Source organism: Aquamicrobium terrae (assembly GCF_052978165.1).
In genome coordinates this window covers 789,809-814,073 of sequence record NZ_JBRKLZ010000002.1, presented here as the reverse complement: position 1 = coordinate 814,073, position 24,265 = coordinate 789,809, and the positions used below count along the sequence as shown (strand labels likewise).

Sequence of the window (24,265 nt, the reverse complement as noted above, 5' to 3'; positions counted from 1 at the left end):
AATGCCGTGCCAGAAGCCAATGGCTGACTGGGCAGGAGATAGCTGTGCAGCCCTTGCTTAAAATGGCGCTCACCGCCGTCCACAACGACCCGCGCACAGGTCTCACTATCGTACTTCAGGGTCGCGTGGAGTTTTCCCTGCGCCTTGTTGGCGTTGCGCAAGAAATGAATACCGGTCGGATCATCATGGCCGTAGCCTATGGCTTTGAACTCGTGGGCGCTTCCCTTGTCAATCGGCTCCTCAACAGGGGCCCAGCAAAATCCATGAACGAGCGGATGCGCGGTGTTCGCCGTAGATCCGCGTGGATAAGTAGCCAGACCTCGGATTCAAGGCCATCGATTGGCTCGCCCAATGGAAGCAGGCCGAATTGTTTCGCCAGGTAGTCCGGCAATAGTGCTTTGCCCAGACCCGAAGCCGCGGCCTGGCCGGCTACCCACATGCTGTTCACGCGCAGCGCGACCTCCGACCCAACCGTATGCTTCGCGAGCCAGCGCCCCGCCGGAACGCTGGCGAGACTGTCGTCCAGAACGATCCAAGGCAACGCGCTTGCGTCCCTGTCTGCGGCAAATATCCCGTAGCCGAAGGTTCCGGCCTTCTGGCCGACCAGCGTTTCTGGCGGCGTGCGCGTCGGACGAATGGCAACTTCCGCCTCGTAGCGTGCCATGTCGGCGAAGCTATTCGAGACGACAAGATCGAAGTGGATCCCGGCATGCTCCCTGCGAAAGGAATGGAGCAGTTCGGCCACCAGCGGGACCAGCGAATCTGCGGTGGTGACGGTGATGCGCCCTTCCAGGCGTTGCTCGCCGCCGGACAAGCGCCGCTGTGCGTCGGCGAGGCTCGCCTCCACGGCCGCCGCCGAACGTGCCAGCTCGGCGCCGAGAGGAGTCGGGCTATAACGTCCTCCGATCTTCCGGAACAACGGCGTTCCTGTTTCCCTCTCCAATTCGGTCAAGCGCCGGTAAAGAGTTGCGACATGCACCTTAAGCGCCGCCGCAGCCGAAGCCGCCGTTCCGTCGCGGGCGAGAACGCCGATCAGCAAGAGGTCGTTGGCCGAAAGCATTTTCGCATTCTTGCGAATCCAGTTCGCAATAATCGCATATGAATTCGCACTAACGCAATTCTATATGCTTACCGAAAAAGGATGCTGACATTACGACACTGCTCCATATCAAGGCCTCACCCCGCGGCGAACGCTCCCATTCCAGCATGGCGGCCAACCGTTTCATCGCAGCGCTTCAGAACCGTGACCCGGATGTCCAGGTGACGGAACTCGACGTGTGGCAAGCTGATCTGCCGTCATTCGACGGCGTATTGCTTGCCGCCAAATACGCCCGGCTTTCCGGGCAGGGCTTCTCCCGCGAGGAGGCACAGGCATGGGCGCAGATCGAGGCGCTCGTTCGCGATCTGGATGCTTCCGACATTGTGCTGATTTCCAGCCCGATGTGGAACCTCTCCATTCCCTATCGGCTCAAGCACTATATTGACCTCATCACCCAACCGGGACTGAGCTTCACCTCTGATCCGAAGACCGGCTATACGCCTCTCCTGCGTCCCCGACCCGTCGTCGCGATCCTGGCCAGTTCAGGAGATTTCTCCGAAGGTCCATCGTGGGGCCGTCCGGATCTGGCGTCGCCGTATATCCGGCAAGCGCTCAAGTTCATCGGTCTGATCGACGCCGAGATCGTCGCCGTGGGGCCGACCATCGGCAGGCCGAAAAGCATAGAAGCGGCCGCCGAGCGCGCCGGCCAAGCGCTGGATACCCTTGCCGAACGCTTTGCGAGGGCAGTGGCATGACCTACTCGACCGGTTGGATATTGCTCGTCATTTCCAGCATACTCGACGTTTTCTGGGCACTCGCCACCAAAAAGTCCAACGGCATGACGAATTGGGGCTGGGGCCTTCTCTCGCTCCTGCTGCTTGCCGCCTTCGTCCTGTCGCTCAGCAAGGCGCTCTCCGTACTGCCGCTGGGTATCGCATACGCCGTCTGGACAGGCATTGGAGCCGTTGGATCCGTCTTGGTCGGGACCATGGTCTTCGGCGAGCCGCTTGGCGCGCAACGCATCGCCTATGTGACAATCATTGTCATAGCAATCGTTGGACTGCATCTCGGAACGGGCGGGGATGTGGCCGGTTAGAGCCATGACTGACGACAATGCCACTACGACACGTATGATAGACTCAGAATCCAGAACATTGGCTGGCCATCCCAAAGATTCCTGGAGGCATTGCCCATTCCTTGACAATCCGGTTGCCTGTGAATTGATGTTGCCAATCCGCTCCTGTGCTCGGAGGATGACATGCGTATATATGCGCTCGCTATCGGTCTCGCTATCGGTCTTGTGATGCCTCTGGCCGCACCGGCGCCTGCTCACGCCGTGACCGTAAACATAACAGTCGGTACCAACCTCAACAACGGGAGGGCGATCACGTGTAGCCAGGGTCAAAGGTTGTTGCGCAATCGCGGGTTTCGGGATGTTCGGCGCGTAGATTGCAGAGGACGGTTTTTCATCTATCACACGCGCCGTGGCAACAGCCGTTTTGAGGTTGCGGTTAGTTCGCGCACCGCTCGAGTAGTGGATGTGCGCCGTATCCGTAGATGAGTGGTCGCTCGTACCATTGTCAGCGTTCTTCTATTTGGGAAACTGTCATTCGTTCGGGATTGGTTGAGATAGCTTTCGCGAATTTTCGAGCGAATGGCAGGGCAGGGCGCTTGCGCAGCCAGCGACCAAGTTGGTCTGCCAAAATGGGATGAACGGCACAGTATCCGGATTCCCGGCTCATTCTTTCGGCTTCGCGGTTGGGTAGAATGCAATCGTTTCGTACCCCTCAGCCTGGGAGTTCCTATGTCCGACCTGATCGTCATCGTCTATCCGAACGAAGCGAAGGCTGAAGAGGTGCGCCAGCGCCTTCTTGAGCTGCAGAAGGAATACATCATCAAACTCGGCGACGCTGTGATAGCGACCAAGACCGAAGAGGGCAAAGTCAAGCTGAACCAGCTCTTCAATGCGACTGCAACGGGCGCGGTATCCGGTAGCTTCTGGGGAATGCTCATAGGCATTCTCTTCCTGAATCCGCTCGTCGGACTTGCGCTGGGCGCCACATCCGGAGCGCTCGGTGGCGCATTGACGGATGTCGGCATCAACGATGCATTCATGCGGGACTTGTCGACCAGTATCGAACCGGGCAACGGCGCCCTTTTCGTGCTTGTCCAGGAAATGACGGCCGACAAGGTGCTCAAGGAAATCCAGGGTTTCGGCGGTGTGGTACTCAAGACGTCGCTGGATGAAACCAAGGAGCAGGTGCTGCGCGATGCACTTCTGCAAGCGTCGGCCGCCTCTGCATAGTGCATGACGGCCCGGCAGATCGCTCCCAAAGTACGTAGCGGGTCCCATCGTGTCCGGTCCTGAAATCGCGACTCTGCTCGTGGTCGAGATTATTTGCGGCACCGCAGGGGCGATGGCCGTGGCACGGCTCTGGCGCGAGATCGATCTCGGGTGGAGATCCATCGCTGTCATCGGCATGCTTGGCGGTGTGGTTCTGACGCTGCTTGCCGCCCAGATTCCAGGGGTGGGGCGCTTTGTCGGCCACGTCGAGAACGTTATCGACGCCGCTTCGCGCGGCACTGGCGGTCTTACGCCTACGGTATTGGTCGGCGCGGGTGTCGCCGGGCTGCTGGGAGGCGTAATTTCGATCAGTCTCGTCGCCTTCCTGCGCCGCGCGGGTTCCCCGCGTCGATAACACAGGGGCGACCGCGAAAATTTGTCTGGGCCTGTTGTGACGCCGCCCTAGGCCCAGTCATGGCGGATCACGTCAGGCGAACCCAGCAACTGGGCGATCCAGAGCGTCGATGGTGATTGCGCACAATAGGTGAGAATCGCAATCGTGATCGGAACGCCTATGAAGGCACCGAACAGGCCCCACAAGAACGACCAGAAGAACACCGAGAACAACACGACAAAGGGCGTAATCGCCAATGCATGACCTGCCACGCGCGGTTCTATATAGCTGCCGATGACGAACTGGATGATGTTGAGGCCCGCAAAGATCAGCATGGCGGCTTGCGGCGATCCGAATTGCGCCAAAGCATAAAACGAGGGTAGAAGCGTTGCAATGAAGGGACCCATGAACGGTATGTAGTTCAGCGTGAAGGCGAGAATGCCCCATTCGGCCGCAAAGCGAAGGCCGAACGCGGCTGAAAGCGCCCACACCATCGAACCCGTCGCAAGGCTCATCAGCGTTCTGACCAGCATGTAGTGCCGAAGTTTGGCCGCCGTCTGCTTACTGCCATCGATCAATATGCTCGCAGCCCTTGGGCTGAGCGCGGCCCGAGCGTTGCGGGCGACGGTTTCGGTGTCGAGAAGGCCCAGGAGCACGTAGACGACGACAACGATCCAGAACGAGATCATGATGTTCAGCCGTGCGGTTACGCCCTGCAAAATCCGCACGAGCCATCCAATGTTGAAATGCTCGGCCCACATGCCGGCCACCACGATGCCATGACCTTCCAGCCACTCTGCAAGCTGATTGTAAAGCACCTGGAAGCGTGCGCTGTCGGATACGATTGAGCGGCCGATGCGCCCGAAGCCCCACGTGGTGATCGATGCGACCACGAAAAACACGAGAACGATGAAGCAGACCACAAGTGCCAGGGCGAGAAGTTTTGGTAAATAGCGTTGCAAATTGCGCTGGAGAGGCCAGACGAGCGCCAGAATGAACAGCGCACCAGCAACCGGCGCGAAAACCGCTGCCGCTATCTGGAGCGCCGACACTACGGCAATAATCACCAAGATGGAGATTGCCACGACAAGCGCTCGCTCCGTCATGATATTTTCCAGTTCCCCATCGGCAATAATGGAATTGGAGGTATGTCTAGCACCATGCAGCGCAATCAGCCAATAAGGCCAGGGATGCACGCATATTCCTGCCGCGACGCGGCCAGTGTCTCACTAATGGAAAACTCAGCTCTATCCGTTTGGTTTTCAGTCTTGATATACGCACCTTGCAGGCTTCCTTTCTTTCAGAACCGCCAGACCAGCGGCACGTAGAACACGGCCATGAAGAAGAACCAGATCATCAGTGGCAGGCCGAGTTTCCAGTAGTCGCCGAAAGCATATCCACCCGGTCCCATCACCATCAGGTTGGTCGTGGTCGCAATCGGTGTCAGGAAAGAGGCGGAGCCTGCGATACACAGGCTCATGAGTATAGGACGAGGCGAGATGCCCATGCTGGTGGCCGCGGCCATCGCGACCGGGATGACCAACATGGTGGTCGCCGTGTTGCTCATGATCTGTCCAAGGCTCGCGGTAAGTACAAACAGTCCTGCCAGGAAAGCGATCGGTCCCGCGGCGCCCGTCATCGCCACCAGATGATCGGCCACGAATTGCGCTGCGCCCGATTGCACCATTGCGACCGACATCGGCATCATTGCGCCAACGAGGATCACGGTTGTCCAGTGGATGGCGCGGTAGGATTCCTCGACCGTGACGGTGCCGGCAACGATCAGGATGCCCGCCGAGACCAGGCCGGCAACGACCGGCGGTACGATGCCCGTCCCCAGCAGCACGACGAGTCCGGCCAGGACGGCTACCGCCATGCCGGCCCCCGCGCCCATCGGCACGGCCTGCCGCCTGACGAGATCGGGCGAGTTGACGACCAGCACATCCGGGTCCCTGAGCCTGACGTCGAGAGCCTCCCAGCTCCCTTCCAGCAAGATGGTGTCTCCAGCCTTCAGTCGCGGGTCCCTGAGGTTGAGATCGACGCCGGCCCGCTGCACGGCCAGGACGATCAGGTCGCCGCTATCGGTTGCCATCCCTGGATGCATCGCCCGGCCGATCAGGGCCGAGCGCGGCGGAATGATGACCTCGGCCAGGCCCGAGCGGTGGTTGAACATCGCCGTTCCTGCCGCCTCCTCACGCAGGGCCAGGTGCTTTTCTGCTGCTAGCTCCGCTGCCGCCTGGGCCTCGCCGCGAACCAGCAGGTAGTCGCCCTGTGAGACGAGCGCCGGCTCCCTCAGGGGCAATCCCGAGCCCCCGGCTTGCACGGCCATGATCTGCAGCCGCGCGGGATCGCCAACCTCGAGATTGGTGGGCGCCGCGCCGACGAAGGGTGAACTCTCGCGCACGCGCATGCGGAATACGCCGTCGCGCAGGCCATAGTGTTCAACGAGCGTCTCCGCATGCCGGCTGAAATCGGCCGGTAACCTCGCGCTGGTCCTTTGCGGCAACAACCTCTTGCCGAAGAGCAGGATTATCAGCATCGTTCCGGCGAGCAACGGCACGCCGACATAGGCGAACTCCGCGAAGGCAAAGCCTTCGAGCCCCGCGTCCTCCAGCGCTTCCGAGACGAGGATGTTCTTGGGTGCGCCGGTCAGCAGCATATTGGCTCCAGCATGGGCTGCGAAGGCGAGCGGCATGAGTAGCTGCGCAGGTGACTGACGCAACTGGATCGATGCCATCACAACCACCGGCATCAAGGCAGCGACGGCCCCACCGCCGCTGATCAAAGCCGCGAGGCAGCCGACTGCGGCCATGACGATGGCCAGCAGCCGCGATTGGTTGTTCTTGCCGGCCTTTGCGATGAGGAACTGTCCGGCCCAGGCCGTCACTCCGGTCTTGTCCAGCGCCGCGCTGACGATGAACAGGCTGGCGATGAACAGCACTGCCCCATCGCCGAAGCCCCCGAGCGCCTGCTCCAGCGTGACTAGACCCATTGCCCAGAGCGAGAGCGCCGCGGCGATGGCAACGGCCACCACGGGGAGCCTGTTCCAGGCGAACAGGGCTATTGTTGCAGCTATGATGAGGCCTGTGCTCTCGATCTGCGTCACGGTTTGCCCTTTGGATTGGCCGAAGACATCTGCGAGGCAGCTCTACTGTGCCTGGTGCACGTTGCAACCGATGCGGAACGAGCGCGCGAACTGTACTCCTTCGGATCCGGTGTTTGTCGCAAGCCGCTCGAGTCCATCGCTTCCGCTTTCTTCCCTCGGTCCCGAAGAAGACAGGAGGGTTAAGGCGCGCGAGAAACGGCTGCCCCCCAACGTGGCAATCTCTCGACGCTAACAACTGTCCGGGCGACACGGATGAGCTTAGAATCCCAACTCTGCACCACTCATCCCATTTTTTACGCGTGTTCAGGCACGGCCGGTGCTATCTCCGGAGTGGCCCATCCGCCGGACATCCCTTGCCCCGGACTTTGATCCGCGGGCAGGTCGAAGCGCTTCAAGACCGTCCACGACGGTGCCGCAGGGCTTCCCTTTTTCGATCAGGGGAGACATTCCAGGAAGCGCGTTCGAGCTCCAACTTCGGGACGGCAGGCCTAGGTTCTGGATTCTGGGCTCATGACTTCTCGACATGCTGGCCTAATCTCCCAGTGTCATTGTCGGGTGGACTGGCGGTATTGGGTATCGCGGCCACGCATTCCGGCAGAGGGGAAGATTGAGGGATGTCAAAGGCCGGTACGGCTCCAAAAACGACGATGCAACGGTTTCTCGACGGTGTCGAGAAAGTCGGGAACATGGTTCCTCATCCGGTCGTCATCTTTCTTATCCTCATCGCAATCGTCATTGCCCTGTCCGCGCTGCTGAGCCTTTTTGGAGCAGCGGTCACCTTCGAGCGTATCAACGCCGACACGCATGAGATCGAAACGGCGACCACGGAGATACGCAGTCTGCTGAACGCAGACGGCATTCGCTTCATCTATGTGTCGCTGGTACCCAACTTCATGGCCTTCACCGCGGTGGGCCTGATGATCGCCGCCATGATCGGCGCTGGCGTTGCCGAGGAGTCGGGCCTGGTCACAGCACTGATCCACAAGCTCGTCATCGTGTCGCCGCGGTGGGCGCTCACCTATATTCTGGCATTCGTCGGCATCCTGGCCAGCGTTGCGGCGGATGCGGGTTATCTCGTGCTGATCCCGCTTGCCGGCATCGCCTATCTTGCAGTCGGGCGCCACCCGCTTGCCGGCCTTGCGCTGGGTTTCGCGGCGGTGGCCGGCGCCTTCACGGTCAACATGCTGATCAAGCCGCTCGACACGGTGCTTGTCGAGTTCACCAATGACGCCGCCCACCTCGTTGATCCCAACACGTCGATCGGGCTGGCGTCGAATATCTGGTTCTCGATCGCATCCGTCGCGTTTCTGACCGTCATCATCGCCTTCATCTCGGATCGAATGATCGAACCGCGCCTGGGGGCCTACAGACCGCAGGATGCTGCCGAGGGCACCACGACCGACCAGAGCACGATGCTGGGAGAGCAGGAATCGCGAGGGTTGCGCTTCGCCGGTGTCGGGCTGCTCGGACTGATCGTGGTCTTCTGCCTCTTGACGATTCCGAGTTGGGGACCGCTGCGCAATCCGGGGACCGGCGAGTTGATAGGCGACTCGCCGTTCATGAACGGCCTCATTGGTCTGATAGTGCTCATGTTCCTGGTTACCGGCTGGGCGTATGGCATCGGCGCCGGCACGCTGCGGACCTTGACGGAGGTGGTGGGCGCGATCGAGAAGTCGATCAAGAGCATGGGCGGCACCATCTTCCTGTTCTTCATTCTGAGCCAGTTCGTCGCCTACTTCACCTATACCAACATCGGCACGGTCATGGCGCTCAGCCTGTCCGGCGTCCTGCAGGCCGCCAACATCGGCGCGCTTCCCCTGCTGCTCGGCTTCATCGTCGTCGTCGCGATCATCGATCTGCTGCTGACCGGGGCGATCGCGAAATGGGCGATTTTCGCCCCCGTCTTCGTGCCGCTGCTCATGCAACTCGGTGTCGAGCCGGAAGCGGTTCTGGCGGCTTATCGCGTCGGCGATTCGCCGATGAATGCGATCACCCCGCTCAATGCCTATTTCGCCCTGGTGGTCGGCTTCGCGCAGAAATACGACAAGGGAGCGGGCGTCGGCACGATCGTATCGCTGATGCTGCCCTATGTCGTGTGGCTGTTTGTGCTGTGGACCGCACTTTTCGCGATCTGGCAAATCCTGGGCCTGCCTTGGGGCATATGACGGCTGATCGCGCACCCTTACCTCAAACAGCTCAAGAATGATCGGATGGATACCATGACCAATACTTCCGTTCCCCTCGACGTCGAGGTTGCGATCGATCATTTGATGAATGTGCTCTCGGTGGAGGGCATTACCGGCCAGGAAGCCAATATTGCGGCAGCCGTCAGCGAGGCTCTGAAGAAGGCTGGCGTGCCGGCCTCGGCCATCCGCTTCGACGATGCCAACAAGCGTATCCCGCTGCCGACCGAAACCGGCAATCTGATTGTGGACCTGCCCGGCACACGGCCGGGACCGCGCCTGTTGTTCTCGACCCATCTCGACACGGTGCCGCTCTGTGCCGGGGCGAAGCCCCGGCGCGAGGGAGACCGGATCGTCTCCGACGGCACGACGGCGCTGGGCGGCGACGCACGGACGGGCGTGGCTCTGCTTATCGTGGTTGCCGAAACGCTGCTCAAGAACCAGCTTCCGCATCCGCCGGTCACATTGCTTTTTACCGTGCGTGAGGAAAGCGGTCTGCACGGTGCACGCGAACTCAATCCCGCAGATCTCAAAGACCCGGTCATGTGCATCAACGTCGACGGCCAGCTCGCTTCCGAACTGATCATCGGAGCGGTGGGGCAGGAGAACTGGGAGGTGGAGATCAAGGGCAAGGCGTCCCACGCCGGCGTCGCTCCGGACGAGGGTATCTCATCGACGCTGGTGGGAGCCATCGCGCTGGCCGAGGCCCGCAATGCCGGCTGGTTCGGCAAGGTCGTCAAGCCGGATGGTCACGGAACAAGCAATGTCGGCATCTTCGGCGGCAAGGATGGCAAGCCGTCCGGCGATGCGACCAATGTCGTCACCGACTATACCTACATCAAGGGCGAGGCGCGCAGCCCCGAACTGACCTTCGCCACTAAGATCGTCAATGGCTACGAGGAAGCGTTCGCCCGGGCCAGGTCCGAGGTGAAGGATCACGAGGGAGGAACCGCCGACGTGACCTTCCGCCGGCAGCCGGCCTATCCTCCCTTCGAACTGGGCAAGGACACGCCGGTGGTGAAGCGGGCCACCGAAGCGCTGAAAATACTCGGCATTGAGCCGACCTACCTGTTCTCCAACGGCGGGCTCGATGCCAACTGGCTCGACAAACATGGAATCCCCACCATTACCATCGGTGCAGGCCAGGCCCGGATCCACACGATCAACGAATATGTGAACCTGACCGAGTACGAGAAAGGCTGCCGCCTGGGCCTGCTCATGGCGACCATGGAGGGATAGTGGGACAGCCGCCGTCTCGCGTGGCAGCGGATGCCCGGTGCTTGGGGCCGGCCTGATAGTCTCCTGACCACATGCCCTTGCAATGCCTGGCGGCGACAGGGGCTGTAGAGCCGAAAAAGCGCAAACGACAGAGCAAGATCGAGCAAGGAACTGACGATTGAGCCCCATAGCCTACATCGCAGCGATCATCGCTCTTGCTATCGTGCTGTTCGTCTCGAACAAGCTGCCGGTCGTCGTGGTGGCCATGGCGACGGGGCTGGCGCTGTGGGCCACCGGTATCCTGACGCTCAACCAGGCTTTGGCAGGCTTCGGAGATCCCGCGGTCATCTTCATCGCATCGCTCTTCGTCGTCAGCTCCGGGCTCGAGATAACCGGTGTGACCGCCTGGACCGGTCAGCTTCTGATCCGCGGCGCGGGCGAAGAAAGCCGGACCCGTCTTCTGCTCCTCATGATGGGCCTCGTCGCGCTCCTGACGGCTCTGATCAGCGTCAATGGCGCCGTCGCCGCCTTGCTGCCGGTTGTTGTCGTCATCGCGGTCCGGCTTAAACGAAACTCCTCGCAGCTCCTGATGCCGCTTGTCTTCTCGGCCCATGCAGGTTCCATGCTGGCCCTGACAGGGACGCCGGTTAATGTCATTGTTTCCGAGGCAAGCGCGGATGCAGGCGTCGGTGATTTCGGATTTTTCGAGTTCGCCCTTGTGGGTGTCCCGCTTCTCATCGGCACCATGGCGATCATCCTGATGTTCGGCCAGCGGTTGCTGCCCGAACGCAACGGCGCGACCATGCCCGCGGACTTCAGCCGCCATGCAAAAACGCTGGTCGAGCAATATGGCCTCGCCACCGGGGTCTATCGGATGCGTGTGCGCGCCAGTTCGGCATATGTCGATGCAACGCCGTCGACGATCGATCTCGCCGCATATGCCAGCCTCCAGCTGGTTGCCGTCCAGCAAGGTGAATCGGCCGAACCGCTTCGCCGGCCGCTCGTGGCCGAGGGGGATCACCTGTTGATCCGTGGCGATCCTGAGACCGTGGCGAGTTTTGCGGCCGAAATGCACCTTTCCTTCAGGGAGGGCGAGGCGGACGCCGGCCAGGGTGAGGAGACGCTGTTCAATCGCCAGTCGGGCCTCGCCGAGGTGGTCATTCCGCCGCGCTCCGGCCTCATCGGCCAGAGCGTTTTTCCCGGTATGGTCACCGAGAGCGGTGACTTGATCATCCTGGCGGTGCAGCGTGCGGGCACGGAGGTCGCATCGTCGACAGTCAAAGGCGATGCCCGCGGCATTGCCCTGCAGGCTGGCGACACGATGCTTTTGCAGGGGACCTGGAAGGCGCTCGACGTCCGCCTTGACGACCCTGACGTGCTGGTCGTCAGTTCTCCCGAACTGGTTCGTCGCCAGGCCGTGCCGATGGGCCCCGGCGCCAAGCAGGCGGTTGCGATCCTGCTCGCCATGGTGCTGATGCTCGCGACGGGAATCGTCCCGCCCGCCGTCGCGGGACTGCTGGCGGCCGGCGCGATCATTCTGTCGGGAATCATGACCGTGGAGCAATCCTATCGCGCGATTGGCTGGACGACGGTGATCCTCGTCGGAGCCATGATGCCCCTTTCAACCGCGATGGTGGAAACCGGAGCCGCCCAGCTGATGGCCGAACACCTCGTCGGGTTCGTCGGCGATGCCGGACCCTTTGCCCTGCTCGCAGGCCTTTTCGTCCTGACCGCTATCATGGGACAACTCATTAGTAACACCGCGACCGCGCTGATCATCATCCCGATCGGTGTCGCCGCCGCCACAAGCATGGGCATATCGCCTCGCCCAGTCCTCATGAGCACGGCGGTGGCAGCGGCGGCGGCGTTCCTGACACCGATCGCGACGCCGACGAATCTGATGGTCATGGGGCCTGGCGGCTATGCGTTCAGCGACTACTGGAAGCTGGGACTGCCACTGCTGATCTGGTTCTTCGTCGTCTCGGTATTCATCGTACCGTTGATATGGAGCTTTTGAGATGTCTTGGCCGAGACTGGCGACCAGGCAGCCCGCACGGGGTCCGAATTTTTCTTAAGAAAGGAGGATGTCATGGAAAATATGCCAGGCCTCGATCGTCGTGATTTCATGCTCGCGACCATCGGCGGTGCCGCTGCATCGGTTGTTCTCGCTGCAGATCATGCTGCGGCACAAACCGCGGCATCCAATGTGTCGGGAGGGACCGTCTACACAGGCGATGTTGCCGACGGAAAGCAGGTCGTCAGCACGCTTGATGTTGCCGACCTTGAGCCGGGGAGGCTTCATCGCCTCTACTTCCGCGGTGTCGAAGGGCCCACGGGCCAGCCATGGCTGGTGTCGGTGGCCGTACTGCGAGGGGCGAACCCGGGCAAGCGCGTTACACTCGTGAGCGGTGTCCACGGCGACGAGATGAGTTCCATCCACGCCGTCCAGACCATCGTCAACGAGCTCGACCCGGCCGCGATGAGCGGCACCGTCATGGCTGTCTTCGACGTGTCCTGCCCAGCCATCGAGAATATGGCCCGGCGCTGGCCGAATTCCGGTCGCGGTGCGGACTTGGTTGACCTCAATCGTGTCTGGCCGGGCGACGAGAGCGCGCCGGGCGCGCCGGCGCGTCATGCCGGTCTTCTGTTCAATCGGCTGATCCGTCCGAACTCAGACTATGTCCTTGATTTTCATACCGGAGCTACCGGCATCGATGTCACGGCGTTTCATCTGGCGAAGATGGACGTGCCGGAAGTCAAAGCGATGGCGGAACTCTTCCCGATCGATCAGATCTTCGACAACGCCGGTTATCCCGGTCTTCTTACCGACGCCCTCGACAAGGTGGGCATCCCGGCCTTCACGCCCGAACTCGGCAACGCCCGGAGTCTCGATTTGCCGATGATATCTCTCTTCGTGGAAGGCACGATAAATGTGCTCAAGTTGCACGGCATCATCGAAGGCCCGATGGGACGCACCGGAAAGGATACGAATATATTCGTGGCCACCGGCCTTCTGCCGATTCTGGCGACCGAAGGAGGCATTGTCGAACATCTCGTGAAATTGGCCGAGAAGGTCACCACCGGCCAAAAAATAGCGATCCAGCGCAATATGTTCGGTGAGGTCGTCGCCGAATACACAAGTCCGGTCGATGGCGAAATCGGAGGCCTCCGAAGCGACGCGACTTCAGAGCCCGGCAATGCGATCATCTTCATTCTGTTCAACCCGCCGGTACCGACTGGGGCTGAACAGTATCCGGAATGATGCACAGCCCTTCGCTGAACAATTGCAGCAAAGGGGTCGGGCAAACGAGTTCCAAGACAACCGCGTGAAAAGGAACAGGGAATGAGAGACTTGGCGAAACTGACCATGACAGCGGCTGCTGCGGTCTTCCTTGCCGCTCCCACCGCGGGTGCAGCCGATCTGGTCATTGCAATGCCGAACTGGTTCTCGGGTCAGGCGGGCGCGAATATCATCAAGGTGGCTCTGAAGAAGGAGTTCAACATCGAGGCCGACGCAGTGGAGATGGGCACGCTGATAGCCTTCGCAGGGCTCGAGTCCGGTGCTGTCGATATACATCCGGAGGTCTGGCTGCCGAACCTGGACAATCTCGTGGAGAAATATGTGAAAGATGCCGGCACGGTTGCGCTCAGCCCGATCGGCGTAGCTGCGTGGCAGGGCATCTGCGAGACGCGGGCCGCCCAGGAGAATGGCATCAAGGACATTTCGGACCTCAACGATCCGAAAAAAACGGCGATCTTCGACACGGACGGCGACGGCAAGGGCGAGATGTGGATCGGCGCGCCGGCTTGGTCTTCGACCGCCATCGAGCGCATCCGCGCCAACAGCTACGGCTACGGCAAGACCATAACGCTTCTCGAAATGCCGGAGGATGTAGGAATGGCTGCCGTGGATGCCGCTGAAGCGACGGGCCGGCCGATCATCTTCGGCTGCTATGCGCCACACGCGGTGTTCAAGCTGCACGACATAGTGCGGCTGACGGAGCCGCCCTACGATCCGGCCAAGTGGAGCATCGTGCTACCCTCGGAAGATCCTTTGTGGGAGCAGAAATCGAGCGCGGCGGTCGGCTGGGACGCAGCCCGGTACCATATCGCATATGCGACATCGCTGCGAGAGCGACATCCGGAAGTCGCCCGGTTTCTTGATCGCGTCGACTTCACGCCGGAAGAGGCGACGGAAATGAGCTATGCGCTTCAGGTCGAACGGCAGGACCCGTACGAGTTCGCCGAACAATGGGTGGCCGGGCACGAGGGTCGCGTCAAGGGATGGGCCAGATGATGATGAGCGAGGGACTGGAGAAGATGAAGACGGCTTTCGCTTCGATAAGATGCTCACAGCGCCTCGGACGTATCCAGCCTGCGCGGAAGGCGATGATGATTGCTGTCGGCGTCGGGTTTTCCACCATCGCCCTCGCTGCCGGGACGCAGGTTTACAATCCACAGACGCGAACCTGGAGCAACTACGACCGGACGGCGGCCTATCGTTACTACCGCCAGCACAAGCAGGTGCCGGAACCCTTCCGGATGCAGGTTGTCAAGTTCCGTACCGCGGAGAAGCCAGGCACCATCATTATCGATGGCAACCAGCATTTTCTCTATCTCGTCCAGCCGGGCCAGCAGGCGATCCGCTACGGCATTGGGGTAGGACGGGAGGGCTTCGGCTGGGCGGGCATCGTGCGCGTCGGCCGCACGGCAGAATGGCCGACATGGACGCCGCCGGCCGAGATGGTAGCTCGTGACCCGAACGCCGCGAAATGGGCCGGAGGCCAGCCGGGCGGGCCGGACAATCCGCTTGGAGCGCGAGCGCTCTACCTCTACGAGGGCAATCAGGACACGATCTACCGCATCCACGGCACGCCCGAGCCATGGACGATGGGCCTTGACGTGTCGTCTGGTTGCATTCGCATGGTCAACGACGACATCATCGACCTGCACTCGCGCGTGCAGGTCGGCGCGAAGGTGATCGTGCTCATGCAAGGGGCAGCCCTTTACAAGGGCGTATAGGTTCAGCCGAGTGCAGAGGGGAAATCAGGATGAACAACGCAACCGACAGACAATCCGGCGCCGGACGCGCGCTCTTACCCGCAACTTTGGTTCTTTCTGCCGTCCTTGCCGCGTGTCAGAGCAGCCCGACGCCGGACCAGATGACGAGAACGGCCGTCGAGACCGCGCCAGCCGACCTCCAACTGATCTGCGCCAATGCGGCGGCGCAATCGCGAGGCGTCGACAGTGCTACCGTGTTGCCGACAAGTTCCCGCAAACTCGACGCAAGAACCTATCAGGTGCAACTCAACGCAAGTGGTACGACAATGAACTGTATCGTGGATGATCAGGGAATGGTTAGTTCTGTCAATGCCGCGTAAGATATATTGGATGTTTCGCGGCGGCTTGTGATGATAGCTCGCTTCACCCAAATGTTGAGAACGGCATTTCGCTTCGGCTGCTCTGATTCCAAGAACTGATTCGTTTCTGACTAGAGTGCGGTGACAACTTAGTCATATGAATTAGGAGGATTTCCCATGTTTCGATTGGGCATGAAGTATCAACACCTGGTTCACGGCGTTGGTTGTGGCTGTTCAAGTCCGATGCTTCTGCATGCGTCGAGACGCCTGGATGAATTTTCGCGAAGATCGTTTCTCAGGGGCGCAGGTGCGGCGGCGATCGCCGCAGCAACGCCCGTGGCGTCTTTCGCCCAGACAGCGGAAGTTGATGCGAAGGTTCTGTTCACCCGTGCCAGGCTCTTCGACGGCAAGTCGGACGCGCTCCAGCCAAACGTCCAGATCCTGGTCGAAGGCAACCGGATCGCGTCGATCGATACGACGAACAGCGCTCCACCCGCTGATGCGACCGTGATAGATTGCGAAGATCGTGTCCTCATGCCGGGCCTGATCGATGCGCATTGGCATGCGGTGTTCGCCGCAGTTCCATTGCCCGTTCTTATGGCGGGCGATCCCGGCATCATCTTTGCGACATCCACCGCGGAGGCCGAACGCACACTGATGCGTGGCTTCACCACCGTGCGCGATCTGGGCGGTCCTGTCTTCTCGTTCAAGCAGGCGATTGACAGCGGCATCATACCGGGGCCACGCATCTTTCCATCGGGCGCCATGATCACGACGTCGGGCGGACACGGCGACCTTCGCATGCCATCGGAGATTCCGCGCAATGGTGACCAACTCAGCCACGGCGAACTGTTGGGCGGCGCGGCGATTGTCGACGATGCCGGTGCCCTGCAACTTCGTATACGGGAGCAATTGCTGCAGGGTGCCTCGCAGATCAAGGTTATGGCGGGCGGCGGCGTGTCGTCTCCACGTAGTCCTCTCGACATGACCACCTTCAGCGAAGATGAGCTTCGCACGGCGGTCAATGTGGCGCGAGACTGGAACACTTACGTCACCGTCCATGCCTACGCCTCCAACACCGTGCAGCGAGCCCTCGTAGCCGGTGTCACCTGCGTCGAGCACGCACATCTGATGGACGAAGAGACAGCAAGGATGATCGCAGACAAGGGCGTCTGGCTCAGCATGCAGCCTTTCCTGACAATGGAGGATGCGGCTTCGCAGACCGGGCCAGGTGTCGAGCGTGCGCAGCAGCTCTTCGTCGGCACACCAAGAGTCTACGAATTCGTCAAGAAGTACGGCATCAAGACGGCCTGGGGCTCCGATGTGCTGTTCTCACCCGAACTGACGCCGCGCCAGAACATCATGCTGACCCATCTCAGCCGCTGGTATACGAATGCCGAAATCCTGCGCATAGCGACGTCTGTCAATGCGGAACTGCTTGCCCTTTCCAATCTGCGAACGCCGTATGAGGGCAAGCTGGGCGTGATCGAGGCAGGAGCATTTGCAGACTTGCTGGTCCTGAACGGCAATCCCCTCGATAACATTCGCCTGATCGAAGAGCCTGAAACGAGCCTGGCCGTCATCATGAAAGACGGGAGGGTTCATAAGAACGCGCTGTGAGCACATGGCCAACGATCCCGCAGATCGGTGGGAGCGGCGGTGGGGTAATGCTGCCGCTACTGTCCAACAAGCTCGAGCTCTCTTGCAGGAATGTGTCCCGAGTCAGATTTTCCGGCGGCCCGGAAGAGTGTTCGCGTACGTGGCCGCCGGTTTCATTTGGACATGCAGGAAATTAACGTTCTGTACAGGTTTTGATTTCTTGAAGCACTTTAAGAAAATTATGAATAATTGAGATAATATTGAATTGATTTCGATATGAGAGGAAGTTGAGGGTACGTTTCATTGGCAAGAAATCGGCTTGTCGTGCAGTTGTCTGCTGCACTATAGTGGCGCCGATAGGACAGGGCCGTCGTGAATACGGAAGAATGCTCGCTCAACAAATGGCGTAGCAGCCAAAGGCTTGGTTGGAGAGAAGCGACTGCGTGAGGTGACTCCGAGGTCGGACCCCAGGTTGTGGAGGCCATGAATGCTGGAGGCGCCGAACTGGTACGCGCGCAAATACCACTCCGTCGTGGCCCGCAGCCGCGAGTCCGATCCCGATGCGGAATTCCATATCCGGCAGATCGGTGCGCAGCATCATTCATCACGCCTGGCGACCATCGACTACAGTGACGCGTTTGTCCTCGACTTGTGGGACGCAGGCGGCATCGCCATGTCCGGGGCGATCAATGACGATGCGTTGACGGCAGTGTTCTTTTGGGGCGAAGGCGCTACCTTTAACGGCCACCAGAGCGAAATTCCGCGGTTGCAGATTCTCGGCCCGGGAACGAAATTCGATTTGGCGATGCCCGGCAACTATCGCCTCATGCGTATCGGCCTGCGGGGTTCCGCGCTCGATTTGTTGCGTGCCGCGTCTGCTGCACACCCGGGTCAACGAGATTGGCTGATGCCTGGGGTTCACGAGCAGTGCTTTGCCCCCAAAACCGAACTTGAGCTTCAGCAGAAACTGTTGCGGGCCGTCGGGTTCGCGGAAGCTGCCGCGCGGCGTGGCTACGACCTCAGCGCCGGCCTGGCAGTCGCGGCGAGCGAGGCGGGCGCCGCGCTCGCGCGAGTGCTCTCCTGCACGGAGGAGCCGTCTGCCCGCAGTCCCGGTTCCGGCGTACGGCGCAAAATCGTCGATGCCACTCTCGCTATTCTCGAGGCCAGCCCGCATGGTCCGGTTTCGATCTGCGCCATCTGCGGGGTGCTGGGCATCGGCGAGCGGACGTTGGAGCGCGCCTTTCGGGAACATCTGGGAGTCAGCCCTCGCGCCTATGAGCGGGAGCGGCGGTTACGGGCTGCGCACGGCCTGATCCTGACAAAGGGTGATCGCCTCTCGACCACCGATATCGCCATGAGCTTTAGCTTCTGGCATCTGGGCCGTTTCGCCGGGGCCTATACGGCGCTCTTCGGGTGCTCGCCCAGCGAGACACGGCGGCGCATTTGGGGGGTGCCGAAAGACTGAAAGACCTCGTTGAGGGAGGGATGAATGAACAGGCCGATACGCACCGCCTGCGCCGCGATCCGCAGGAAGCGCGCGACAGGATGCGTCGACGCTTCATCGCTTCCACGGCCGGCACTTCAGGTCTGTTCTCCAGCGGGTTCGGCGCCGATGGGGGAGGTTTCCCGACACCCGTTTCACCCTGTCGGAAAGTGGATAGAGATCGGCTCGCTCTTAGGAGATTCTGATCGTACGGCCTCGTTGCTGTCGTCAACGCGCGGCAGTCGGAGTTCGAACGGAAATGCGGGGAGGGCAATGGTGCTCAAACGACCTTTAGCCGCGACCGTCATGCCAGTCTGCCCCTGCGCCGGGAGCGGCTCTATCGCCATCATCCAGACCATCGGAAACTCGAAGCCGGCGGCCGGAGCCGGGATGGAGCCGGAACGAATCCTCCGACAGATGGCCGGAAGCGCGAGACGCAATGGTGGTGCTACACGAGCCTCCCCGATGACGGCAAGATGGGCGTTGTCATGGATGCAAGGGTAAACTCAGGCCGCATTCCCATCGACCCCTTCGCCGACGAGCCTCTTCGTTGTGCCATTGACATCGCCACCTCAGCGGTGCCGGCCAAGGAGCAGTTCGACTTCTACCGGAGCTGGAGCGAAGGACTTGTCGATCTCAAGCTTCAGCAGGCCGCGGGACCCTCGTTTCATGCCCGCCAGCGGGTGTGGCAACTCGGCGATCTGGCTTTGATGGACGTAACATGTCCGGGTTCCGGCTATACTATTCGATGGGAGCACCGGAAACGGCCAATTCTGGATCACTGGTTATTGAACGTTTCGTTTTCGCGGCTGCCGGAGGCCGGGATGAGTACTGGAAAGCCGGCCTTGAGGAGCCTCGCGTTACCTGACGCCAGATCGAGCAACGATAGTCTGTTCGTCGCGCTCCTTTTGCCGCGCAGCTTGCTGCCAGCCGATCCGTCTAGAGTTGAAGTCGGCGACGCTACACTGAGCTTCCTTGCGGAATACCTGCTTCTGTTGCATCGCTCTGTTCCTGATCTCGCAGAAGGGGATTTGCCTCACATCGTCTCGGCGACCGCCAATCTTTTCACGGCCGCCCTCATGCCATCCAACGACAATCCCTCGGCCGCACATGGCCCGGTGGCCGCAGTCGCGGCCGTGCGTATCGCGCAACTCATCATGGAAAAGCTCAACGACCGCGACCTGGCGCCGGACAAGCTCTGCCGCGCTGCCGGCGTCTCGCGGTCCCATCTCTATCGGATCTTCGAGCCGGCCGGCGGGGTCTCCAACTACATCCGCCGCAAGCGACTGCTTAAGACACGCGATGCCCTGGCCGATAGCGCGGACAGGCGAACGATTTCCAATATCGCCGAAGAATGGGGTTTTACCAATGCCTCGACCTACAGCCGGATGTTCAAAGCGGAGTTCGGCTTGTCCCCCAAGGAGGCGCGCGAACTCGGATGGCAGGGCGTCCGGCATTCGGCTTGGCTGAGCATAGATCGGCCGATCAAGGATGTCGGCAACCTGGGCAATCTCTTGATCAACAATTCCCTGGGTCTGTCACCATCCTCCAGACGGTGAGTTGTCTTATGCAGGACAAAGTACGAGGAGAAGCCGAACGCGACGGAACTGGTGCCGGAGAACCGTTGACGTGTGCGGTCGATGTGGACACCTCGGCTGCGCCTCCGGCCGAGCAATTCGATCTTTTTCGAAGCTGGCACTCGAATATCGTCGACGTTGAACTGCTTCGGGACGAGTTCGGGTCGTTCGCCGCACGGGAGCGGGTGTGGCAACTGGGTGGCCTGACATTGGCCTTCATCGAATATCCCGGGACCGGTTATCGCCGCCGCTGGAGCAGCAGGAAGAACCCGGTCTTCGATCATTGGGTTCTTTCCATACCGCAGACCATTCCCTCCGACGGCGCCCCATTCCAAACAGGACAATTGCGCTGGCAATGCCTGGCGGAGCCGCATGAAGATCAGGGCGAGGACGATGGCGTTCTTTGCCTGTTCCTGCCGCGGGATTTCGCGTTCTCTCAGGCCTTCACACTCGACATTCGCCCGGAAATGGCGACGTTCATCGCCGATTATATCCTTTTGCTCTATGGTTCCCTTCCGGGTCGCACGGTGAATGATGTCCCCTATATTGCTGCGGCAACCACCAGCCTTCTCGCTGCCTGCATTACGCCGTCCCGGGACTATTTTCTCGAAGCACGGGAAGCGATCGACGCGGTCCTCATGGCTCGCGCAAACAAGCTCATCGCAGCGAGTCTTGGCGACCGGAGCCTGACGCCGGAAAAACTGTGCCAGGAGCTTGGGATTTCCCGTTCCCGTCTCTATCGGATTTTCGAGCCGGCCGGAGGCGTATCGAACCATATCAGGCGACAGCGACTGTTAAAGACGCGCGATGCCCTGGGTGACAATACAGATGGAAGCCCGATCTCCACTATTGCCGAGAAATGGGGCTTTATGGATCCGTCAGCTTATAGCCGGACGTTCAAGAAAGAGTTCGGAATTTCACCTAAAGACGCCCGCGCAGCCGGTTGGCTCGGCATTCGCGTTGTACCTTCGGCAGGGCGGCCGAATGACTATGCGGCGTCGCTAAGCAATATTCTCCTGAACAATTATCTATCCAGATGATTGTTCCAATGAAAACTCCAATTCCTTCTATATGTAATGTACTTTCAAACATCTATTCTTGTAGGGGAAGCCGAAGGACGATTCGAGCGCTTCGGTGTGTCTTCCGGTCGAACAGGCCGGCGGACTCCACCAACGTTTCGACCAGATCATATGTACGAGTGTGCTGCACCATCTTCCGGACCCGGATGTGGGTTTGCTGGCCTTACGCGAGGTACTTGCGCCTGGTGGTGCTATGCATCTCATGCTGTATGCTCCATACGGCCGTGCCGGCATCTATCTGTTGCAGGACTATTGCCGCCGGCTCGGTATTGGCTCGTCCTTAACGGATATCCACGAACTTGACACGGCGCTGCGCCAGTTGCCGCAAGGGCATGCACTATGGCCTTTACTGAAGGCCTCTCCCGATTTTCGCTACGAGGCCGGCTTGGCCGATGCGCTGCTGCATCCACGGGATCGTCCCTATTCAGTTCCAGAATTTTTCGAGTTCGTGAAACGGGGCGGTTTGCGGTTCGGACGCTGGCTGCGGCAAGCGCCCTATCTACCGTATTGCGGCGCGCCATCGAAAACACCGCATTATGGCCGGCTGGCCAAGCTCGGGGAGGTTGAGCAATATGCGGCCATGGAGCTGTTCCGGGGCAACATGGTGCGCCACAGCGCCATTCTTTATCGGGACGACGAACAGACCGCCAACCAGACGATCAATTTTGCTGGAGAGTCATGGCTTGACTATCGGCCCGTCCGCCTGCCGGAAACGGTATGCGTTGAAGAGCAACTGCCACCCGGTGCGGCTGGAGTGTTGATCAACCGGCGGCATATCGACAAGGACATCTATCTGCCGATCAATTCGGTGGAGAAACAATTGGTTCTCGCTATCGACGGCGTGCGTAGCGTTCGTGACCTGATGAAAGCTTATGGTCACAGGCAGCCGCTGAAGATGCTGTTCCAGCGCCTGTGGTGGTACGACCAGATCGTATTCGATACCTCCAATCTTTGAGGGGTTCTGGCGTACTCACACGGCGGATAAGATTGGCCTTCGGCTGGGTAAGACTTTAGCCGCCGCGTTTCAATGCGGGCGTTCGCCTGGGCGGCGACATGGCAAAAGACATGACCGCGGTGCGCATCGGGCCTGACATTCCCGTGGCGATCGTCGACTCGCCAGACTATTTTCGCGCGCATGCCGTTCCGAACTTGCCGACGCAACTGATTGATCATCGCGCCATCAATCTGCGGCTGCCCCCATCGGCGGCAGGCTTCGTCTGCCTTCACCCTCTTGGTGGAGACGCTGCGTTTTCGGGCGTGATTGCCCACGAATACGGCGCGAATGAACTCTGGCGGTCGTCGATGGCCAGTGCCTTCGTGATCGGCGGGAATGCTCTTTGCGGGCATTCGGGACGTTCGCACACCTTGCATCCGGCGCCGATCAGCGTTCGCGCGGCCGGATCGTTCTGGCTAATGCCTTGCGAATAGACAAGCCGGTTGGCATGGTGCAGGTCGCAGCCAAGGCCGATCGCGAACCTTTTCGCCGGCGTCCGGTAGCCGCCGCGTGAGTTCTCCACCATTCGGGCGATCCAAAGGTAGGCGCGGCCGTCCGGCATCTCCGCGACCTGGGTCAGTATCTCGCCGGGGTTGGAGAATGCGTCGTAGACGTTCCAGAGCGGACAGGTTCCGCCGATCCGTGAGAAGTGAAAGTCCGTTGCCGACTGCCGCTTGGAGATGTTGCCCGCTCTGTCGACGCGGACGAAGAAGAAGGGCACGCCGCGCGCCTCGGGGCGCTGCAGCGTGCTGAGCCGATGGCAGACCGTCTCGAAGCCGACACCGAAATCGCGGCCGAGCAGATCGATATCGTAGCGCAACTGCTCTGCCAGTTGAAGAAATGGCGCATAGGGCAAAATGAGCGCGCCGGCGAAATAATTGGCGAGACCGATGTGAGCAAGGGATCGTGCTTCGTCACTCGAGAACGCCCCTCGGGCAACCAGGTCATCCATCAGTTCGCGCTGCTCAAGGAAGGCAAGCTGCGTGGCCATCTGGAAGGCCTGCTGTCCAGGTCGCAGCCTGCGTGACAGCCAGAGGGTGCGTGTCTCGGGATCAAACTGCCGCTGGATGCCGGAACCGGCGTCTTCCCTCAGATCGGCCAGCCGCAGTCCGTGCCTGGTTTCCAGTCTGCCGGCGAGCACCGGTGCCATCCGGCCAACCGGCATGCCCAGTTCCTGGGCAACGATTTCCGCAGTGCGGTCGAGCGCATCGACATAGTTGCGGTTGGTGTAGAAAAAATCGCGCACTTCCTCGAACGGCGTCGAAGGCAGTCCCATCAGTTCGTTCTGCCGGTCGCCACCGAGCTTTGCCGCATAGGCGGCCGTCTGCTCGCTCGTCTGCTTGAGCCTTCGGCTCTGGGAAATGAAGGCGCGTGCCAGAGCCGGCATGTTGCTGGCCAGTTCGCGCAGGTCGGTGGAGGCAATCGGTTCGCCCAGCGCCGGATCGGACAGCGCCTCCCGCAGCTCGCCGATCAGCCGTGCATCGTCATTGTCGGAGAAGAGCTGCACGTCCATGCCAAACGCGGCGTTGAGCCTCAGCAGCACCGGCACGGTCAGCGGCCGTTGATTGTTCTCGATCTGGTTGAAATAGGAAAGCGAGATGCCGAGCGCGTCAGCCAGCGCCTGCTGGGTGAGTTTGCGCTCCTCGCGCAGCCGCTTTAACCGCACGCCCATGAACGCCTTCTTCATGGTCGGCCTCGCTGCCGATACCTTTGCAAACTTTGCATATTCACGGATTGCCCTTCACAAAACTCTGCATTTTCAGCCATTTACGCCTCTTATCCTATGCGGATAGTGCGGAGTTGAAAAGCCCATCGGAGCATCGATGCCGGAACATGCAGACGATCAGATCGGAACAAGTCGCGCCTCGCTTTCTGACGGTCGATGCCGATGGCGTGCAGATGCCCATTCCGCTCCAGGAAGATCAACCGTCAGTGAAGGATGCCGATTC

General features: G+C 60.5%; 20 protein-coding genes and 2 pseudogenes. 18 read left to right on the top strand and 4 right to left on the bottom strand.

Features of this window, described 5'->3' with window-relative positions:
• Nucleotides 1-196 precede the first annotated feature (196 nt).
• Complete coding sequence (locus ACVCNR_RS21040) at nucleotides 197-1,060, bottom strand: LysR family transcriptional regulator (RefSeq protein ID WP_447076344.1); 864 nt, start codon at nucleotides 1,058-1,060, stop codon at nucleotides 197-199.
• A 62-nt stretch (nucleotides 1,061-1,122) separates the two neighbouring features.
• On the opposite strand from ACVCNR_RS21040, the gene ACVCNR_RS21035 reads away from it, so the two are divergent.
• The 4 genes from ACVCNR_RS21035 (at nucleotide 1,123) to ACVCNR_RS21020 (ending at nucleotide 3,738) form a co-directional block, all read left to right on the top strand.
• On the top strand, nucleotides 1,123-1,794 hold the full coding sequence (locus ACVCNR_RS21035; RefSeq protein ID WP_447076679.1) for an FMN-dependent NADH-azoreductase: 672 nt from the start codon (nucleotides 1,123-1,125) through the stop codon (nucleotides 1,792-1,794).
• Nucleotides 1,791-2,135: a DMT family transporter gene (locus tag ACVCNR_RS21030; protein WP_354198804.1), complete on the top strand. Its 345-nt coding sequence runs from the start codon at nucleotides 1,791-1,793 to the stop codon at nucleotides 2,133-2,135. Before ACVCNR_RS21035 ends, ACVCNR_RS21030 begins: the two co-directional genes overlap by 4 nt.
• 708 nt (nucleotides 2,136-2,843) lie before the next feature.
• Entirely contained in the window at nucleotides 2,844-3,344 is a 501-nt protein-coding gene (locus ACVCNR_RS21025) for a DUF1269 domain-containing protein (RefSeq protein ID WP_447076343.1), read from the top strand.
• 49 nt (nucleotides 3,345-3,393) lie between these two features.
• Nucleotides 3,394-3,738 (top strand): hypothetical protein, encoded by a 345-nt coding sequence (locus tag ACVCNR_RS21020; protein ID WP_447076342.1) that lies wholly within the window; start codon nucleotides 3,394-3,396, stop codon nucleotides 3,736-3,738.
• Nucleotides 3,739-3,785: 47 nt separating this feature from the next.
• Here the strand turns inward: ACVCNR_RS21020 and ACVCNR_RS21015 are convergent, their stop codons facing one another.
• A complete protein-coding gene (locus ACVCNR_RS21015; protein ID WP_447076341.1) occupies nucleotides 3,786-4,823 on the bottom strand; it encodes an AI-2E family transporter in 1,038 nt (345 codons plus the stop codon).
• Between the two features lie 194 nt (nucleotides 4,824-5,017).
• A complete protein-coding gene (locus ACVCNR_RS21010; protein WP_447076340.1) occupies nucleotides 5,018-6,823 on the bottom strand; it encodes an SLC13 family permease in 1,806 nt (601 codons plus the stop codon).
• A gap of 614 nt (nucleotides 6,824-7,437) precedes the next feature.
• Here ACVCNR_RS21010 and ACVCNR_RS21005 point away from each other — a divergent pair.
• The 14 genes and pseudogenes from ACVCNR_RS21005 to ACVCNR_RS20940 form a co-directional block, all read left to right on the top strand.
• A complete protein-coding gene (locus tag ACVCNR_RS21005; protein ID WP_447076339.1) occupies nucleotides 7,438-8,988 on the top strand; it encodes an AbgT family transporter in 1,551 nt (516 codons plus the stop codon).
• A gap of 45 nt (nucleotides 8,989-9,033) precedes the next feature.
• On the top strand, nucleotides 9,034-10,245 hold the full coding sequence (locus tag ACVCNR_RS21000) for a M20/M25/M40 family metallo-hydrolase (RefSeq protein WP_447076338.1): 1,212 nt from the start codon (nucleotides 9,034-9,036) through the stop codon (nucleotides 10,243-10,245).
• Between the two features lie 157 nt (nucleotides 10,246-10,402).
• On the top strand, nucleotides 10,403-12,241 hold the full coding sequence (locus ACVCNR_RS20995; protein WP_447076337.1) for an SLC13 family permease: 1,839 nt from the start codon (nucleotides 10,403-10,405) through the stop codon (nucleotides 12,239-12,241).
• An 81-nt stretch (nucleotides 12,242-12,322) separates the two neighbouring features.
• A complete protein-coding gene (locus ACVCNR_RS20990) occupies nucleotides 12,323-13,486 on the top strand; it encodes a M14 family metallopeptidase (protein ID WP_447076678.1) in 1,164 nt (387 codons plus the stop codon).
• A gap of 81 nt (nucleotides 13,487-13,567) precedes the next feature.
• A complete protein-coding gene (locus tag ACVCNR_RS20985) occupies nucleotides 13,568-14,521 on the top strand; it encodes an ABC transporter substrate-binding protein (protein ID WP_447076336.1) in 954 nt (317 codons plus the stop codon).
• Between the two features lie 92 nt (nucleotides 14,522-14,613).
• Entirely contained in the window at nucleotides 14,614-15,246 is a 633-nt protein-coding gene (locus ACVCNR_RS20980; protein ID WP_447076677.1) for a L,D-transpeptidase, read from the top strand.
• 29 nt (nucleotides 15,247-15,275) lie between these two features.
• A complete protein-coding gene (locus ACVCNR_RS20975; protein WP_447076335.1) occupies nucleotides 15,276-15,605 on the top strand; it encodes a hypothetical protein in 330 nt (109 codons plus the stop codon).
• Nucleotides 15,606-15,761: 156 nt separating this feature from the next.
• The gene (locus ACVCNR_RS20970) at nucleotides 15,762-17,204 is read left to right on the top strand and encodes a metal-dependent hydrolase family protein (protein WP_447076334.1); all 1,443 of its coding nucleotides are present in this window, start codon (nucleotides 15,762-15,764) and stop codon (nucleotides 17,202-17,204) included.
• Nucleotides 17,205-17,670: 466 nt separating this feature from the next.
• Nucleotides 17,671-18,648: a helix-turn-helix domain-containing protein gene (locus ACVCNR_RS20965; RefSeq protein ID WP_447076333.1), complete on the top strand. Its 978-nt coding sequence runs from the start codon at nucleotides 17,671-17,673 to the stop codon at nucleotides 18,646-18,648.
• Nucleotides 18,649-19,142: 494 nt separating this feature from the next.
• A complete protein-coding gene (locus tag ACVCNR_RS20960) occupies nucleotides 19,143-20,225 on the top strand; it encodes a helix-turn-helix domain-containing protein (RefSeq protein ID WP_447076332.1) in 1,083 nt (360 codons plus the stop codon).
• Between the two features lie 8 nt (nucleotides 20,226-20,233).
• Complete coding sequence (locus ACVCNR_RS20955; protein ID WP_447076331.1) at nucleotides 20,234-21,283, top strand: helix-turn-helix domain-containing protein; 1,050 nt, start codon at nucleotides 20,234-20,236, stop codon at nucleotides 21,281-21,283.
• 94 nt (nucleotides 21,284-21,377) lie between these two features.
• Nucleotides 21,378-21,506, top strand: a pseudogene (locus ACVCNR_RS20950) (hypothetical protein); the annotation flags it as partial.
• Between the two features lie 9 nt (nucleotides 21,507-21,515).
• Nucleotides 21,516-22,277: a hypothetical protein gene (locus tag ACVCNR_RS20945; RefSeq protein ID WP_447076702.1), complete on the top strand. Its 762-nt coding sequence runs from the start codon at nucleotides 21,516-21,518 to the stop codon at nucleotides 22,275-22,277.
• Nucleotides 22,278-22,342: 65 nt separating this feature from the next.
• Nucleotides 22,343-22,525, top strand: a pseudogene (locus ACVCNR_RS20940) (LysR family transcriptional regulator); the annotation flags it as partial.
• A 20-nt stretch (nucleotides 22,526-22,545) separates the two neighbouring features.
• On the opposite strand, the gene relB reads toward ACVCNR_RS20940, so the two are convergent.
• Nucleotides 22,546-24,003 carry a type II toxin-antitoxin system RelB family anti-toxin gene (gene relB / locus ACVCNR_RS20935; protein ID WP_447076330.1) on the bottom strand — a complete coding sequence of 486 codons (1,458 nt, stop codon included), beginning with the start codon at nucleotides 24,001-24,003 and terminating at the stop codon, nucleotides 22,546-22,548.
• Nucleotides 24,004-24,265: the final 262 nt, after the last annotated feature.